The organism is Kaistia sp. 32K (assembly GCF_016629525.1).
Classification (GTDB): Bacteria; Pseudomonadota; Alphaproteobacteria; order Rhizobiales; family Kaistiaceae; genus Kaistia.
The window spans coordinates 2,238,538-2,252,685 of record NZ_AP024269.1 but is presented as its reverse complement, the minus strand read 5'-3'; the positions used below and the strand labels follow the sequence as shown (position 1 = coordinate 2,252,685).

The following is a 14,148-nucleotide window of genomic DNA, read 5'->3' as shown; positions in this document are numbered from 1 at the left end:
TGGATGACGAGTGATTTAGCTCTTGCCTAACCCCTACCCTTACCTCTACATCCCCAACCCGAGGGCCTCGTGGCGGAATGGTTACGCAGAGGACTGCAAATCCTTGCATCCCGGTTCGATTCCGGGCGAGGCCTCCATCGCTCCAAGAGCGATATTTGCCCTCAAAATTTCACTTTTTCCGACGGCGCGCGAACGCGCGGCCGCAGCGTTCCCCGCTGCATCGGACAAGCGCCCTCCTCCGCATGGACGACCCCTGCAACCTGCTCGCGCGGGCTGTGATTCAGCTTTACGGCCCGGCCGGCAGGGGCGGCACCGTGATCCCACCCTGGAAGCCGCGCGCCGTCCAGTCATAGACGGCGACACTGGTGCGGAAGCTGCCGAGGCGGGCGGCCGACAGATCCAGAATGTCGACGATCACCACGGTCCACATCAGCGACAGCAGCGCCATCAGGAAGCGTGCCGGCCTCTCCCGGAGCCCGAGCTGATAGCCGAGGCAGGCCATGCTGACCATGGTGAGGGCGATCAAGAGCCAGAAGATCTGCGCCGGCAGCCTCGTCTCGAAGGCGAGCCGCTCGCTCATCGCGGCGTCGAAGACGTCGTTCAGCGCCGCCATCAGCGAGGCCGAGATTGGGCCGGGCTGCTCGCGGACGAGACCGGTCAGATGCCCCCAGATCTCCGACTGCATCGCATTGGTGCTGTCGTTCAGATTGTCGATGTTGCCGCCGCCTCCGCCCTCGGCGAGGATGAAGGCCTTGCGCAGGCCGGTATAGGTCTCCAGCAGGTGGGCGATCTCCTCGCCGCGCGGCGTGCCGATCGCCTTGGCGCGCAGCCACGCCGTGCCGATGGCGTTGGCCTCGACGAGCGTGCCCGCCCGGCGCTCGGAAAAGCGGGTATTGGCGTAGGAGAGCGTCAGCGCCAACACGAAGGCGAGCAGCCCCAGCAGGCCGCCGACCACGACCCCGACTGTCTCGGGCTGGCCGCCGGAAACGTGACGACGCAATCCGATGCGATAGCCGATCTCGTGCACGAGAAGCTGCGCCGCGAGCAGCACGAGGCCGAACAGGACGAAGCTCACTTCAGCGATCGCGATGAGAACATTCATGAGGCGGGGGTCCTGCTGAAATCCGGAACGGGAATGCGGAACGCGCGGCTGCCGCCCCGCGGCGTTGCGCCGGCGAGGTCGCATCACGTTGACTATGCCCGAGTCGCGCTGCTGCGTAACGTAGGGGAAGGAGATCCATCCGCGACGCCCGTTCCCCGCGCAGATCGAGCCGGGTGATTGCAAGTCGGCCGCTTCGGGACGATAAGGCCGGGATGCTGGATCTGACCGCCCTTCCCCGTCACGGCGGCGCCCTTCGGGACGCCTCGGAGCGCCATGGCGTTCCGCTTGCCGACTGGCTCGACCTCTCGACCGGCATCAACCCGCATCCCTATCCGCTGCCCGATCTGCCGATGGAGGGCCTCCATCGCCTGCCGGATCCCGCGGCGCTCGCGGATCTCATCGCCATCGCACGGGAAACCTATCGCGTGCCGCGCGGCGTGGCGCTTAACGCCGTCGCGGGCTCCGATCTCGCACTCCGCCTGCTGCCGCTGATCGCGCCGGCCGGCGACGTCGCCGTTGTCGGGCCGACCTATGCCGGGCATGCCGAAGCGTGGGGCGCTTCCAACCGGCGCGTCACGATCGTCCCCTCGCTTGCCGAGGCCGCCGAACGGGCGCCGATCGTCGTAATCGTCAATCCCAACAATCCGGACGGCCGCCGCTTTGACCCGGCCGAACTGCTGACCGTCGGGATTACCTTGGCCAGCCGGGGCGGCATGCTCGTCGTCGATGAGGCGTTCGGCGATGTCGCTCCCGAATTGAGCGTCATTCCTCACCTCTCCGGCGAGCCGGTCGTCGTCCTGCGCTCGTTCGGAAAGTTTTATGGGCTGGCCGGCCTCCGCCTCGGTTTCGTTGCCGGTCGGGCGGATCTCGTTGCCCCGTTGGCGCGGCTTCTCGGCGACTGGCCGGTCTCGGGTCCTGCTATTTCGATCGGCGCCCAGGCCCTCGCCGATTCGGCCTGGCAGGCCTCAGCGCGTCGCCGTCTTCGCGCCGGTCGCGAACGGTTGGACGCGATTCTCGAAGACGCGGGACTGGAAATCGCCGGCGGCACGGATCTGTTCGTGCTGGCCCGGACGTCGAATGCGACCGCGTTGCACGAGGCACTGGCCCGGCAGGGCATCTGGACGCGTATCTTTGCCGATCGGCCCGGCGTCATCCGGTTCGGCCTCCCCGCCGACGATCGGTTCGACCGCCTCCGGGCTGCGTTCGCCCGGATCTAGCTGTGAACGCGATGCGCGCAGGGGCCTAGATGGCCCCCTGCGGCGTGACGATCAGGCGGCCTTCCTGCGTCTCGATCGTCGCCCTTATGCCGAAGGTCGCGGCGAGATTGTGCTCTGTCAGCACCGCCGCGGGCGGCCCCTCCGCCACAATGCGACCGCCCGCGATCAGCACCAGCCGGTCGGCATAGCGGGCGGCGAGCGAGAGATCGTGCAGCACGGCGACGATCGCCGCGCCGGCCCTCGCCCGCTCGCGCAAGAGGTCGAGCACGACGAACTGGTAGCGGACATCGAGGGCTGCGACCGGCTCGTCGACGAGGATGATCTCCGGCTCGCCGGCGAGCACGCGGGCGAGCGCGACGCGGGCGCGTTCGCCGCCCGATAGCGTCGTCACGGCGCGCTCGGCGAAATCGAGCGTGCCCGTCGCCTCCAGCGCGCGCAGCACGGCGGCGCGGTCGCTCTCGCCGAGATCGGCGGCGCCGGCGCCATGCGGAATGCGCCCGAGCGCCACGACGTCGGCGACGGAGAGCGGCCAGTGGAAGACGTGGCCCTGCGGTAGATAGCCGATCCGGCGAGCGCGGACGCGCGGCGAAAGCGCCTCGCTCCGCTGGTCGCCGATATGGATCGATCCCGGTCCGTCGAGCAGTCCGGCGAGCCGGCGGACCAGCGTCGTCTTGCCGGCGCCGTTCGGCCCGATCACGACGACAAGCTCGCCGGCGGCGACCGCGAGATCGACCTTTTCGAGCACGCTGCGCCGGCCGAGCGTGGCGGCGATGCCTTTCGCGCGCAACAGGGAGGCTGTCATCACGACACCTCCCCCGTCAGCCCGCGCCGATGGCGGAACACCAGCACGATGAAGAGCGGCGCGCCGATCAGCGCCGTCACGACGCCGACCTTGATCTCGTTCTGTGCCGGAATGATCCGCACCAGGATGTCGGCGGCCGTCAGCAAGGCGGCGCCGGAGAGTGCCGCCGGCCACATCAGCCGCGCCGGATCGTGGCGCACGAAGGGCCGCACCAGATGCGGTGCGACGAGGCCGACGAAGCCGATCGTGCCGGCAACCGCGACGCCCCCACCGACCGCCAGCGCGACGCCGAGGACGACGCGAAGCCGCACCCGGCCGAGCCGAATGCCGAGGCTGGCGGCCGCGTCCTCGCCGAGCGTCAGCGCGCGGAAGGCGGCCCCATCCACAAACAGAAGGATCGTGCCGGCAGCGATGAAGGGCAGCGCGATGTAGACGTGCTGCATGCTGCGATCCTCGAGCGAGCCGAGCAGCCAGAAGGCGATCTCGAGTGCTGCGAAGGGGTTCGGCGCGAGATTGAGGGCCAAGGAGGTCGCCGCCCCCGCCAGGCTCGAAATGGCGAGGCCGGCGAGGATGACGACGAGCAGGCTGGCGCGCGGGCCGGCAATCAGGAGCAGTAATCCAACCGAGAGCAGCGCGCCGAGCATGGCCGCGATCGGCAGGAAGAAGGAAAGCGCGTCGAACACGCCGAAGGCGATGACGAGCACGGCACCGAAGGCCGCCGCCGATGGCGCGCCGAACAGAGACGGCGAGGCGAGCGGATTGCGCAGCAGCCCCTGCAGCGCCGCGCCCGAAAGGCCGAGCGAGAAGCCGATCGCCACCGCGAGGATGGCGCGCGGCAGGCGGATTTCCCGGACGATCAGCCGGGCGGCCTCGTCGCCCGTGCCGAGCAGCCCGTCGACGACGGCGCGCAGCGGCAGGATGACGGGGCCGATGCCGAGCGACAACAGGAAGAGGATGACGACGAGCGCAACCAGGCCGGGCACGAGGAAGCGGCTCGCCGCCCCTCGTTTCAGAATGTCCGGCCGTGCTGCGGTCAATGCGTCCATCTCAATCCGACATAGCCCGAACGGCCGGCATTGTTGTAGCCGAAGGCGTCCTGGTATTCGACGTTGGTCAGGTTCTCCAGCCGGGCATAGAGCGTCGTCTGGGGATTGAGCCGGTAGGACGCGTTGAGGTCAATCTTGGTGTAGCCATCCAGCGGAACCAACTGGGCCGCTTTCGCCGGATCGTTGTTGAAGCGCTCGCCGACGAAGATCGCCGTGGCGCCGAACTCGAAATTCTCGATGCCGGTATAGGTCAGCGTCAGCGAGCCGCTGTTCTCCGGCCGGCGCGACAGCGGCAGGCCGCTGTCGAGATTGGTGGCGTGGAGATAGGTGTAGGTGCCGGTCGCCTTCAGCACGGAGGGCACGAGCACCGCGTCGGCCGAGAGCTCGAGGCCGGAGGTCTCGGCATTGGTGATGTTGATGTAGTCGTTCGTCGCGAGCGAGTAGCTGATAAGGTTGGTGAAGCGGTTGTAGAAGCCGGTCGCCGAAACTTGCACCCGGCCATCGAACAGCTCCTGGTCGATGCCGACATCACCGCCCCAGCTCTCCTCATCAATGAGATCCGGATTGCCGTATTGTGCATCGAACAGCTGGAACATGGTCGGCCGCTTGGCGGCGTTGCCGAAGCTGCCGCGGAGCTTGGTGCCGGTCGGGTTGATCAGATAGGCGGCGGTGGCGCGCCCGGTCAGGAAGCCCTGGCCGTCGACGTCCTCGTCATAGCGCCCGCCGAGCGACAGGTTCAGATTGTCGAACAGGGTGAACTGCTGCAGCGCGTAGACCGCGAGCAGCGTGCGCGCGTCGTCGAAGCTCTGCACGTTCTTATCGACGCCGGCGAGCGAGGTTGTCGTCGTGTCCTGCTCGCCGGATTCGCGCTCGGCCCGGCCGCCGACGATCAGCGTGCCGTAGCGGGCGAGATCGATCGTGCCCTGGTATTCGACGCCATAGTCGAGGCCGGTCGAGTCGCCGACCCGGCCGAGAAAGCTCGTGCTCGGCTTGTTGGTGAGCGTCAGCGGCTCGATATAGGCGCTCGTCGTCTGGGTGCCGAAGAAGTTGATCTGGTTGGCGATCTTGCCGTCGAACGATTCGAAATCGAAACGGCCGAAGCCGGAGACGACGTCGCGGTTGCGCTCGTAGCCCGGCAGGTCGTCGGTCGGCTTCGAGCCCCTATCGACGTCCGATTCCTGGCGATAGGCGGTGACGCCGAAGCTGAACGCCTTGCCCTCGCCCGAGTCGTAGCTGCCGCGCGCCGTGCCGGCGAACTTGCGCGTGCCGTCCGCCTCGCCGTCGTCGCGATCGCCGACGCGCGAGAAGCCGTGCGTGTCGAAGGCCGTGCCGCTGACCGAGAGGCTGACCGGGCCGACGCTGCCGCCGGCCGTGGCGTTGCCGGCGACGGTGCCGTAGCTGCCGCCCTCGACGCCGGCCGTCGCGGTCAGCGCGCCGGTGCGCTTGCGGGTAATGATGTTGATGACGCCGCCCATGGCGTCGGAGCCATAGAGCGCGCTCTGCGGGCCGCGCAGGACTTCGACCCGCTCGATATCGGTCGGCGAGAACACGGCGAAATCGAAGGTGTTGCGAGCGCTGGCGGGGTCGTTGACCCGCACGCCGTCGATCAGCACCAGCGTATCGCCCGCCTCGGCGCCGCGAATGCTCACCTCGGTGGTGCCGCCGGGACCGCCCGACTGGGTGACGGTGACGCCCGGCACCTGGCGCAGCACATCGACCAGCGAGCCCGGCGAGGCGTTGTTGATCTTGTCGCCGGGAATGACGGTGATGGCGCTGCCGGATTTGGTGATGTCGGTCGGGCTGCGATACGCGGTCACGACGATGTCGTCGAGCTGATCGGCGCTCGCGGCACCGGCGGCGAGCATCACGGGCAAAGACGCAAACAGGGAGAGAGCGGCGCGCCCCCGGCGCCGTTCGGAGAATGTCATCAGGCAGACCTCGGTTGGATCGATCTGGTCAGTGCACCCGTCACGTTTGTGTCCCGGGTCCTGCGAGACGGCTTTGCCGCTCGCTTCAGAAGCGGTAGACGAGGTCCCAGGTCACTGCAAGCGGGAGCGCACCTCATGCGCGCGTGGGTCAACAAGTTCGGTCTGATTGTGGCAGCTTGGGCACTAACCGGCCCTGCGCTGGCCGCTCCCGCGCCCGCTGCCGTACCTGTGGCCGCGCCGCAGCGGATCGTCTCGATCAACGCCTGCGCCGACCAGTTGCTGCTGGCGCTCGCCGATCCCGGCCAGATCGCGGCGCTTTCGCTCTATGCGACCGATCCCGCCTATTCCTATCTCGCCGAGCAGGCGAAGGCCTTCCGGCATGACGCCGGCGCGGCCGAGACCGTGATCGAGCGCAAGCCCGACCTCGTCCTCGCCGGCAAGTTCACCAAGCGCGAGACGCGCGCGATGCTGAAGCGGCTCGGCTACAAGGTCGTCGAGCTCGACAACGTGAAATCGATCGACGATTCGATCGCCCAGATCCGCGACGTCGCGGCGCTGATCGGCCATCCCGATCGCGGCGACGACCTGATCGCCCGCATCGAGGCGGCGCGGGCGAAGGCCGCGGCTGCCGATCCCGGCGGGCACGAACCAACCGTCGCCGTCTACCAGCGTCGCGGCTATGTCACCGGCCAGAACACGCTGACCGGCGAACTGCTGCGCCTTGCCGGCTTCGACGACATGGGCGGCGCGCTCGCCGGCAAGACCGGCGGCTTCGTGCCGCTCGAGCGCATCGTCACCGGCAAGCCCGATCTCCTCGTCGTCGCCGATCCGCATATCGTCGCCGCCGACCAGGGCAGCGCGCTGCTCGCCCATCCCGCGCTCCGCGAACTCTACCCGGCTGATCGCCGCATCACCCTGCCCGGCCGGCTCACCATCTGCGCCGGGCCGTCGCTGCCGGAAGCGATCGATACGCTCGCCGCCGAACGCGCCCGCCTCGGCCGCTCGTAACCCTAGGCCCGCATGACCGAATTCCCCTTCGATTTTCGCCTGCTCCTGCTGATCGCCGCGATCGGCATCGATGCGCTCGTCGGCGATCCCGACTGGATCTGGCGCCGCCTGCCGCATCCGGTGACCTGGTTCGGCGCGCTGATCGGCCTCTCGGACCGTACCTTCAACCGGGACGCCGCGGCTCCCTGGATCCGCCGTATCGCAGGCGTCCTGGTCATCGTCGTCCTCGTCGCGATCGCCTGGTTCGCCGGCGTCCTGGTCGAGCGGCTGGCGGCGAGCTTCACCTATGGCTTCGTGCTGATCCCGGTTATCGCGTCGGTGCTGCTCGCCAGTCGCAGCCTCTATGTCCATGTCGCCCGCGTGCTGCAGGCCTTCTATTCAGGCGGGCTGGATACGGCGCGGCAGGCTGTCTCGATGATCGTCGGCCGCGATCCCGAAAGCCTCGACAAGGCGGGCGTTACCCGCGCCGCGATCGAATCGACGGCCGAGAATTTTTCCGATGGCGTCGTCGCTCCGGCCTTCTGGTTTGCCGTCTTCGGCCTGCCGGGGCTCTTCGCCTACAAGATGATCAACACGGCCGATTCGATGATCGGCCACCGCTCCGCCCGGCACGAAGCGTTCGGCTGGGCGGCGGCGCGCCTCGATGACCTCGTCAATCTCCCTGCGAGCCGGCTCGCGGGATTCCTCATCACGATGGCGGCGCCCTTTGCCGGCGGCACGATCAAGCAGTCCTTCATGGCGATGCTCGACGACGCGCGCAAGCATCGCTCGCCGAATGCCGGCTGGCCCGAGGCTGCCATGGCCGGCGCGCTCGGCCTCGCGCTCGCCGGTCCGCGCCGCTATGGCGAGCGCGTGGTCGAGGATCCCTATCTGAACGATGCCGGCCGGCACGAGGCCGGGCCCGGCGACATCGGTCGTGCGCTCAAGATTCTAAGGGCGGCGACGGCGCTCGGCGCCACCGGAATTCTCATGCTCTGGCTCTGGCTGCATACCTGAGGATGGCGTCGGTATCGACGTGTTCCTCGAGATGATCGGCGAGCCTGTCCAGCACCCGGTCGACCTCGATTTCGTATGTGAGATCCGAGGGTTCCGCGCCGATCTTGACGAGGAAATCGCGCCGGAACGCATCGTCGCCGAAGAGGCCGTGCACATAGCTGCCGCGCACGCGCCTATCCGGCGAGACGGCGCCCTCGCCGGCACCCGCGCGCTCCAGCCAGGGACGGGCACGATCCGGCCCGTCGGTGCGGCCGAGATGGATCTCGTAGCCGGAGACGGCCAGGCCTGACGCGGCGTCGCGGCCGGAGAACGGCGCCGTCGTCTTGTCAGCGGCGAGGATGGTCTCGACATCGAGCAGGCCGAGCCCGGGCACGCTCCCCGCCGGGCCTTCAAGGCCGTCCGGATCCGAAATCGTCCGTCCCAGCATCTGGTAGCCGCCGCAGAGGCCGATGACACGGCCGCCACGCCGTCGATGCGCCAGGATGTCGATGTCCCACCCCTGCGCGCGCACGAAGGCGAGATCGGCGATGGTCGATTTCGAGCCGGGGATCAGGATCACGTCGCAGACCGGGATGGGTTCGCCGGCCCGGACCATCACCACGGAGACGCCGGGCTCCAGCGCCAGCGGGTCGAGATCGTCGAAATTGGCGATGCGCGGCAGCACCGGCACGGCGATCGTCAGCGTGCCGGCGCGCGCGCTGCCGCCGGAGAGGTCGAGGATGTCCTCCGCCGGTAGGCGGTGCGCCTCGGCAAACCAGGGCACGACGCCGAGCGACGGCCAGCCGGTGGCGGCGCGCACGGCGGCGACGCCGTCGTCGAACAGCCTGATATCGCCGCGCATCTTGTTGACGAGAAACGCCTTGATCCGCTCACGGTCGGCCTGCGGCAGCACGGCGCGCGTGCCGACGAGGCTGGCAATGACGCCGCCCCGATCGATATCGCCGATCAGGATCACCGGCAGGTCGGCGGCTTCGGCGAAGCCCATATTGGCGATATCGCCGGACCTGAGGTTGATTTCGGCCGGGCTGCCGGCGCCTTCGACCAGGATCAGATCGGCATTTCGCCCGAGCCGCTCGAAGCTTTCGAGGATGCTCGGCAGCAGCTCGGCTTTCCGCTTGCCGTATTCGCGAGCCCGCATCGTACCGAAGCGGCGACCCTGCAGGATGATCTGCGAGCCGGTATCGCTCTCGGGCTTCAGCAGCACCGGGTTCATGTGGACCGTCGGTTCCAGCCCGGCGGCGCGCGCCTGCAGCGCCTGCGCCCGGCCGATCTCGCCGCCATCCGCCGTCACGGCGGCGTTGTTCGACATGTTCTGCGGCTTGAACGGCGCGACGCGGATGCCTTTGCGCGCATAGAGCCGCGCCAGGCCGGCAACGAGCACCGACTTGCCGACATTCGAGCCGGTGCCCTGGAACATGATGGCGGCGGTCATGGTCGCCCTATCCCACCGCGCTCATTGTCGCCCTCAAAACTCGATGCCCTGCTGCGCCTTCACGCCGGAGCGGAACGGGTGCTTGATCAGCTCCATCTCGGTGACGAGGTCGGCGATCTCGATCAGGCCTTCCGGGGCGTTGCGGCCGGTGATGACGACATGCACGTCGGCCGGCTTCTCGGTGGTGAGGAATTCGAGCACCTCGGCGAGCGGCAGATAGTCGTAACGCAGCACGATGTTGAGCTCATCGAGCAGGACGAGATGATACGCGCCACTCTTGATCAGCTCCTTCGCAGTCTCCCAGGCATGGCGGGCGGCGGCGATGTCGCGCTGGCGGTCCTGCGTTTCCCAGGTGAAGCCCTCGCCGAGGCGGTTGATCGAGACGAGGTCGCCGAAGCGCTCCAGCGCCATGCGCTCGCCCGTATCGATCGCGCCCTTCACGAATTGCACCACGGCGACCGGCAGGCCGTGGCCGAGCGAGCGGAACACCATGCCGAAGGCGGCGGTCGACTTGCCCTTGCCCTTGCCGGTATGGACGATGACGAGCCCCTTCTCGACGTTCTTCGAGGCGAGGATCTTGTCGCGCACGACCTTCTTCTTGCGCATCTTCTCCGCGTGACGGGCGTTCAGTTCCTCTTCGGTCATTTCGATCGTCATGCGAATTCCTTTCGGGCGTCGCGGCGGGAAGCAAGCGCTGCCAGCCGTTGATAGGCGCTGTTGGCGCGCGGCGACCAGAGGCCGCGTTCCATGGCTTCGAGAAAGCGGTCCGCCATTTCGGCGAGCGCGGGTTCATTGGCGTCGGCGATGAAGGCGCGCACGTCGTCATCGGCAATATAGGCGTCGTAGAGCGCATCGAAATGGTGATCGCCAACCGCGTGCGTCGTCGCGGCGAAGGCGAAGAGATAGTCGAGCGTCGCCGCCATCTCGAAGGCGCCCTTGTAGCCGTGCCGCATGCAGCCGGCGATCCATTTCGGATTGACCGCCCGCCCGCGCACGACACGGCCGATCTCTTCCGCCAGCGGCCGCACCACGGGTGTTTCGGGTCGGGAATGATCACCGTGATACAGCCGGGGCGCCGCGCCCTTCAGCGTCTCGATCGTCGCCGAGAGGCCGCCCTGGAACTGGTAGTAATCGTCGCTGTCGAGAATGTCGTGCTCGCGATTGTCCTGATTGTGCAGGACGGCGTCGGTCGCGGCGAGCCGCGCCTTCAGGCGGTCGCCGGCCGCCTCGCCCTCGGCGCCGCCGCCATAGGCGAAGCTCGACCAAGCGAGGAAGGCTTCCGCGAGATCGGCGCGGCTGTCCCAGATTCTCTCGTCGATCATCGCCTGCAGGCCGGCGCCATAGGAACCGGGCTTCGAGCCGAAGATGCGGGCGAGGTCCTGGCCCGCGCCATGGGCGGCCGCGATCGGATTGGCGTCCGCCGGCTCGTCGCGCGCGGCGACGGCGCGGATGGCGGAATCGATCAGGTCGATCTGCTCCGGGAAGGCGTCACGGAACATGCCGGAAATCCGCAGCGTGACGTCGACGCGGGGGCGCTTCAGCTCGGAAAGCGTGAGCACGCGAAACCCGGTGACGCGACCGGTGCCCGCTTCCCAGACCGGCTCGGCGCCGATCAGAGCGAGCACCTGCGCGATGTCGTCGCCGCCGGTGCGCATGTTGGCGGTGCCCCAGGCGGAGATCGCCACGGAGCGCAGCCACTCGCCCTCGTCCTGCATGTAGCGCAGCACCAGCGCCTCGGCAGCGGCCTTGCCGATCCGCCAGGCGGCAGCGGTCGGCACGGCCCTCGTGTCGACCGAATAGAAGTTCTTGCCCGTCGGCAGCACGTCCGGCCGTCCGCGCGACGGCGCGCCGGAGGGGCCGGGCGGCACGAAGCGCCCATCGAGCGCCGTCAGCACGGCGGCGATTTCTTCCGTTCCGCAACGGTCTAGCGCCGGGGCCAGTTCCTGCACGATCCAGTCGAGCACGGGCGCCGTGGCAGGGCCCGGCGCCGGCGCTCCCACACCCCTTGTGGGGGAGAGTTGGAGTGGGGGGAGCCCATCCGAATTGAGCGCTTCCTCAGCATTGAGCTCTACGCCCGGCATTCCCCCTCCCCAACCCTCCCCACAAGGGGGAGGGAGAAGGGCTGAGGCGACGATTCCCTTTGCCAGGACCTCGATCCGCTCGACCGTGTCGCCATTGGTGCGCCACGGCGCATCGGTTGCGCCGGCAAGCGCGTCCGGCCTCGTGCCCTCCCAGTCGGCCGAGAGATCGCAGGCGAGCGGGTCGAAACCGTCGAGGCCGAGATCGGCAGCGATCGCGCGGTGCAGCGAGCCGTCTTCCGGGCGCCCGCCGGAACGCGGCACGCGGGCGATCGCAACAAGCGTATCGAGGCGGTGCTCGTCGATCGGAGAACTTCCGAAGATGTGCAGCCCGTCGCGGATCTGCAGTTCCTTGATCTCGCAGAGATGCGCGTCGATGGCGCGGAGCGCGCTGCCGGCGTCGGCGTCGCGACCGATGCCGAGATCGCGGTCGATGCCGTGGCGCACCGCCTGATCAAAAATTTCGCGTTCGAGATGGTCGCGCCGGCGCGGATCGGCGCCGAGCGCCAGATGGTACTCGTCGATCAGCGTCTCGATCTCGGCGAAGGCGCCATGCGCCTCGGCCCGCGTCAGCGCCGGCATGAGATGGTCGACGACGACGGCCGAGGCGCGGCGCTTTGCCTGCGCGCCCTCGCCGGGATCGTTGACGATGAAGGGATAGATCAGCGGCGTCGGGCCGAGAATGACCTCCGGCCAGCAGGCATTCGACAGGCCGAGCGCCTTGCCCGGCAGCCATTCGAGATTGCCGTGCTTGCCGACATGCACGATCGCATCGACGCCGAACTGCGTCCGCAGCCACGCATGGAAGGCGAGATAGTGGTGCGTCGGCACGAGGTCGGGATCGTGATAGGTCGCCTTGGGATCGATGCCATAGCCGCGCGCCGGCTGGATGCCGACCACGACATTGCCGAAGCGATGAATGGCAAGCCGGAAGGCGCCTTCGGCGAAGAAGGGGTCGGCGTCGGGCTCGCCCCAGCGCTTGGCGAGGCTTTCGCGCACGGATTCCGGCAGCGCGTCGTGGAAGGCGCGGTAGTCGGCGAGGGAAAGCTCGATCTCTTCACCTCTCCCAGAGGGAGAGGTCGACGGCGAAGCCGGCGGGTGAGGGGTTGCGCCTTCAACGGATAGGTCTGAACCCCTCACCCGGCCCTCCGGGCCGACCTCTCCCTCGGGGAGAGGTGAAGGAACGGACCCCTTTTCCCGAAGCTCCATCCGCTTCGCCAGCGCGTTGGTCGGGCCGGAGAGCAGGAGCTCCATCAGCGCCCTGCCCGTCTCCGGAAAGCCCTCCAGCGCATAGCCCGCGCCCTTCATGGCGGTGGCAATCCGAGCCGCGCTTTCCGGCGTGTCGAGGCCGACGCCGTTGGCGAGGCGGCCGTCACGGTCGGGATAGTTGGAGAGCACGAGCGCGATCTTGCGGTCGGCGGCAGTCTTCGCGGCAAGCCGGACCCAGTTCGCCGCCTGCGCCGCGACGAACGCGATGCGCTCACGGTCGGCGCGATAGACGACGATGCGGCTGTCGGTCCGGCCGTCGCTTTCGACCTCTTCCTTGAACGAGACGGCGCGGGTCAGGATCCGGCCATCCACCTCCGGCAGCACGACATTCATGATCAGATCGCGCGGGCCGAGACCGCGCGTGGATTCGAGCCACGCCTCGCGGCTGGTGCCGGCGAAGACGAGTTGCAGCACCGGCTTGCCGGCGCGGTCGAGCACGGTCGGCTCATGCGCCCGACCGGGGCGCGAGATGGCGAAGGCGGTGGCATTGAGCACGATGGCGGGATCCAGCGCGTCGAAAGCTCTGTCGACGAAGGCCGCCGCTTCCTCGTTCTTGAGGCTGGAGGCGAAGATCGCCACCGTGGCGATGCCTTCGCGATCGAGCGCTTCCACCATGGCGTCGATCGGCTCGGTCGAGCCGCCGGGAATGACCGAACGATAGAAGGTGAGGAACGCCACCGGCCGGCCGGCGTCTTCCGGCCGCAGCGCGTCCGCGACGACACCCTCGCCCGGCCGGTAGAAACCGACCTCGGGCAGAACCTGCGGCTCCGGCGGCGCTTCTCCCCCGTCGACGACGTGTCTGGTATAGGCGAGCCCGCGGCCGATATTGACCGCGCCGCCCTCGGCGCAATAGCGCCAGAGCCTGTGCGCGATCTCGGGCGCCACAGTCGAATAGGCCTCGAGCGCCGGATCCCAGCGATCCTCGCCGGGGACCACCACGATTTGAGGTCCGCCGGCGCGCGAGAGCGCCCGGATTGCCTCCAGCCCGTAGGGCCAGTAGCCGACGCCGCCCATCATCCGGATGAAGACGAGCTTCGCCTTGGCGACCGTCTTCTCCAGATAGAGATCGACCGAATAGGGATGCGTCAGCTGCATCAGATTGGCGAGGCGCAGCGACGGCCCTTCCGGCGCGCCAGCGAAGGCCGCCGCGAAGGCGGCGAGCTCCGTATCGGCGGCCGACAGGATGACGATGTCGCCGGGCGACTGGTCGAGATCGACGGCGCTGCCGCCATCGTCGATCCGCTCCATCTCTCCGGCGACAAGATGCATG

General features: G+C 68.4%; 10 protein-coding genes and 1 tRNA gene. 4 read left to right on the top strand and 7 right to left on the bottom strand.

The window, feature by feature from the left end; translation table 11 throughout:
- The first annotated feature begins 63 nt into the window (after positions 1 to 63).
- Positions 64 to 137, top strand: a tRNA-Cys gene (locus K32_RS10185).
- Between the two features lie 149 nt (positions 138 to 286).
- Here the strand turns inward: K32_RS10185 and K32_RS10180 are convergent.
- Positions 287 to 1,102, bottom strand: coding sequence for a hypothetical protein (locus K32_RS10180; RefSeq protein ID WP_201403896.1), 816 nt, complete (start codon positions 1,100 to 1,102; stop codon positions 287 to 289).
- A gap of 212 nt (positions 1,103 to 1,314) precedes the next feature.
- Between K32_RS10180 and cobD the strand changes: the two genes are divergently transcribed.
- Positions 1,315 to 2,319: a threonine-phosphate decarboxylase CobD gene (gene cobD, locus K32_RS10175; protein ID WP_201403895.1), complete on the top strand. Its 1,005-nt coding sequence runs from the start codon at positions 1,315 to 1,317 to the stop codon at positions 2,317 to 2,319.
- Between the two features lie 25 nt (positions 2,320 to 2,344).
- Here the strand turns inward: cobD and K32_RS10170 are convergent, their stop codons facing one another.
- Genes K32_RS10170 through K32_RS10160 form a run of 3 tightly spaced genes read right to left on the bottom strand, consistent with a single transcriptional unit; the run spans position 2,345 to position 6,095 of the window.
- Entirely contained in the window at positions 2,345 to 3,121 is a 777-nt protein-coding gene (locus K32_RS10170; protein ID WP_201403894.1) for an ABC transporter ATP-binding protein, read from the bottom strand.
- A complete protein-coding gene (locus K32_RS10165; protein WP_201403893.1) occupies positions 3,121 to 4,167 on the bottom strand; it encodes an iron ABC transporter permease in 1,047 nt (348 codons plus the stop codon). Before K32_RS10165 ends, K32_RS10170 begins: the two co-directional genes overlap by 1 nt.
- Positions 4,155 to 6,095: a TonB-dependent siderophore receptor gene (locus K32_RS10160; protein WP_201403892.1), complete on the bottom strand. Its 1,941-nt coding sequence runs from the start codon at positions 6,093 to 6,095 to the stop codon at positions 4,155 to 4,157. The genes K32_RS10165 and K32_RS10160 overlap by 13 nt, the downstream gene beginning before the upstream one ends.
- A gap of 135 nt (positions 6,096 to 6,230) precedes the next feature.
- Between K32_RS10160 and K32_RS10155 the strand changes: the two genes are divergently transcribed.
- Together K32_RS10155 and cbiB are read left to right on the top strand one after the other, a co-directional pair.
- On the top strand, positions 6,231 to 7,103 hold the full coding sequence (locus K32_RS10155) for an ABC transporter substrate-binding protein (protein WP_201403891.1): 873 nt from the start codon (positions 6,231 to 6,233) through the stop codon (positions 7,101 to 7,103).
- Positions 7,104 to 7,115: 12 nt separating this feature from the next.
- Positions 7,116 to 8,099: an adenosylcobinamide-phosphate synthase CbiB gene (gene cbiB / locus K32_RS10150; protein WP_201403890.1), complete on the top strand. Its 984-nt coding sequence runs from the start codon at positions 7,116 to 7,118 to the stop codon at positions 8,097 to 8,099.
- Here cbiB and K32_RS10145 read toward each other — a convergent pair.
- From K32_RS10145 to cobN, 3 genes are read right to left on the bottom strand one after another with little or no spacing between them, the layout of a single operon-like run.
- Entirely contained in the window at positions 8,071 to 9,531 is a 1,461-nt protein-coding gene (locus K32_RS10145; protein WP_201403889.1) for a cobyric acid synthase, read from the bottom strand. The two genes, cbiB and K32_RS10145, sit on opposite strands and share 29 nt — an antisense overlap.
- Before the next feature lie 33 nt (positions 9,532 to 9,564).
- Positions 9,565 to 10,188, bottom strand: a complete 624-nt coding sequence (gene cobO / locus K32_RS10140) for a cob(I)yrinic acid a,c-diamide adenosyltransferase (protein ID WP_201403888.1) — start codon at positions 10,186 to 10,188, stop codon at positions 9,565 to 9,567.
- On the bottom strand, positions 10,185 to 14,147 hold the full coding sequence (gene cobN / locus K32_RS10135) for a cobaltochelatase subunit CobN (RefSeq protein WP_201403887.1): 3,963 nt from the start codon (positions 14,145 to 14,147) through the stop codon (positions 10,185 to 10,187). Before cobN ends, cobO begins: the two co-directional genes overlap by 4 nt.
- Position 14,148 lies beyond the last annotated feature (1 nt).

What these genes read in the sequence shown, in the direction of transcription:
- cobO (WP_201403888.1), bottom strand. Translation starts at nt 10,188, where the DNA reads ATGACGATCGAAATGACCGAAGAGGAACTGAACGCCCGTCACGCGGAG.
- K32_RS10165 (WP_201403893.1), bottom strand. Translation starts at nt 4,167, where the DNA reads ATGGACGCATTGACCGCAGCACGGCCGGACATTCTGAAACGAGGGGCG.
- K32_RS10145 (WP_201403889.1), bottom strand. Translation starts at nt 9,531, where the DNA reads ATGACCGCCGCCATCATGTTCCAGGGCACCGGCTCGAATGTCGGCAAG.
- K32_RS10170 (WP_201403894.1), bottom strand. Translation starts at nt 3,121, where the DNA reads ATGACAGCCTCCCTGTTGCGCGCGAAAGGCATCGCCGCCACGCTCGGC.
- K32_RS10155 (WP_201403891.1), top strand. Translation starts at nt 6,231, where the DNA reads ATGCGCGCGTGGGTCAACAAGTTCGGTCTGATTGTGGCAGCTTGGGCA.
- cobN (WP_201403887.1), bottom strand. Translation starts at nt 14,147, where the DNA reads ATGCATCTTGTCGCCGGAGAGATGGAGCGGATCGACGATGGCGGCAGC.
- K32_RS10180 (WP_201403896.1), bottom strand. Translation starts at nt 1,102, where the DNA reads ATGAATGTTCTCATCGCGATCGCTGAAGTGAGCTTCGTCCTGTTCGGC.
- cobD (WP_201403895.1), top strand. Translation starts at nt 1,315, where the DNA reads ATGCTGGATCTGACCGCCCTTCCCCGTCACGGCGGCGCCCTTCGGGAC.
- K32_RS10160 (WP_201403892.1), bottom strand. Translation starts at nt 6,095, where the DNA reads ATGACATTCTCCGAACGGCGCCGGGGGCGCGCCGCTCTCTCCCTGTTT.
- cbiB (WP_201403890.1), top strand. Translation starts at nt 7,116, where the DNA reads ATGACCGAATTCCCCTTCGATTTTCGCCTGCTCCTGCTGATCGCCGCG.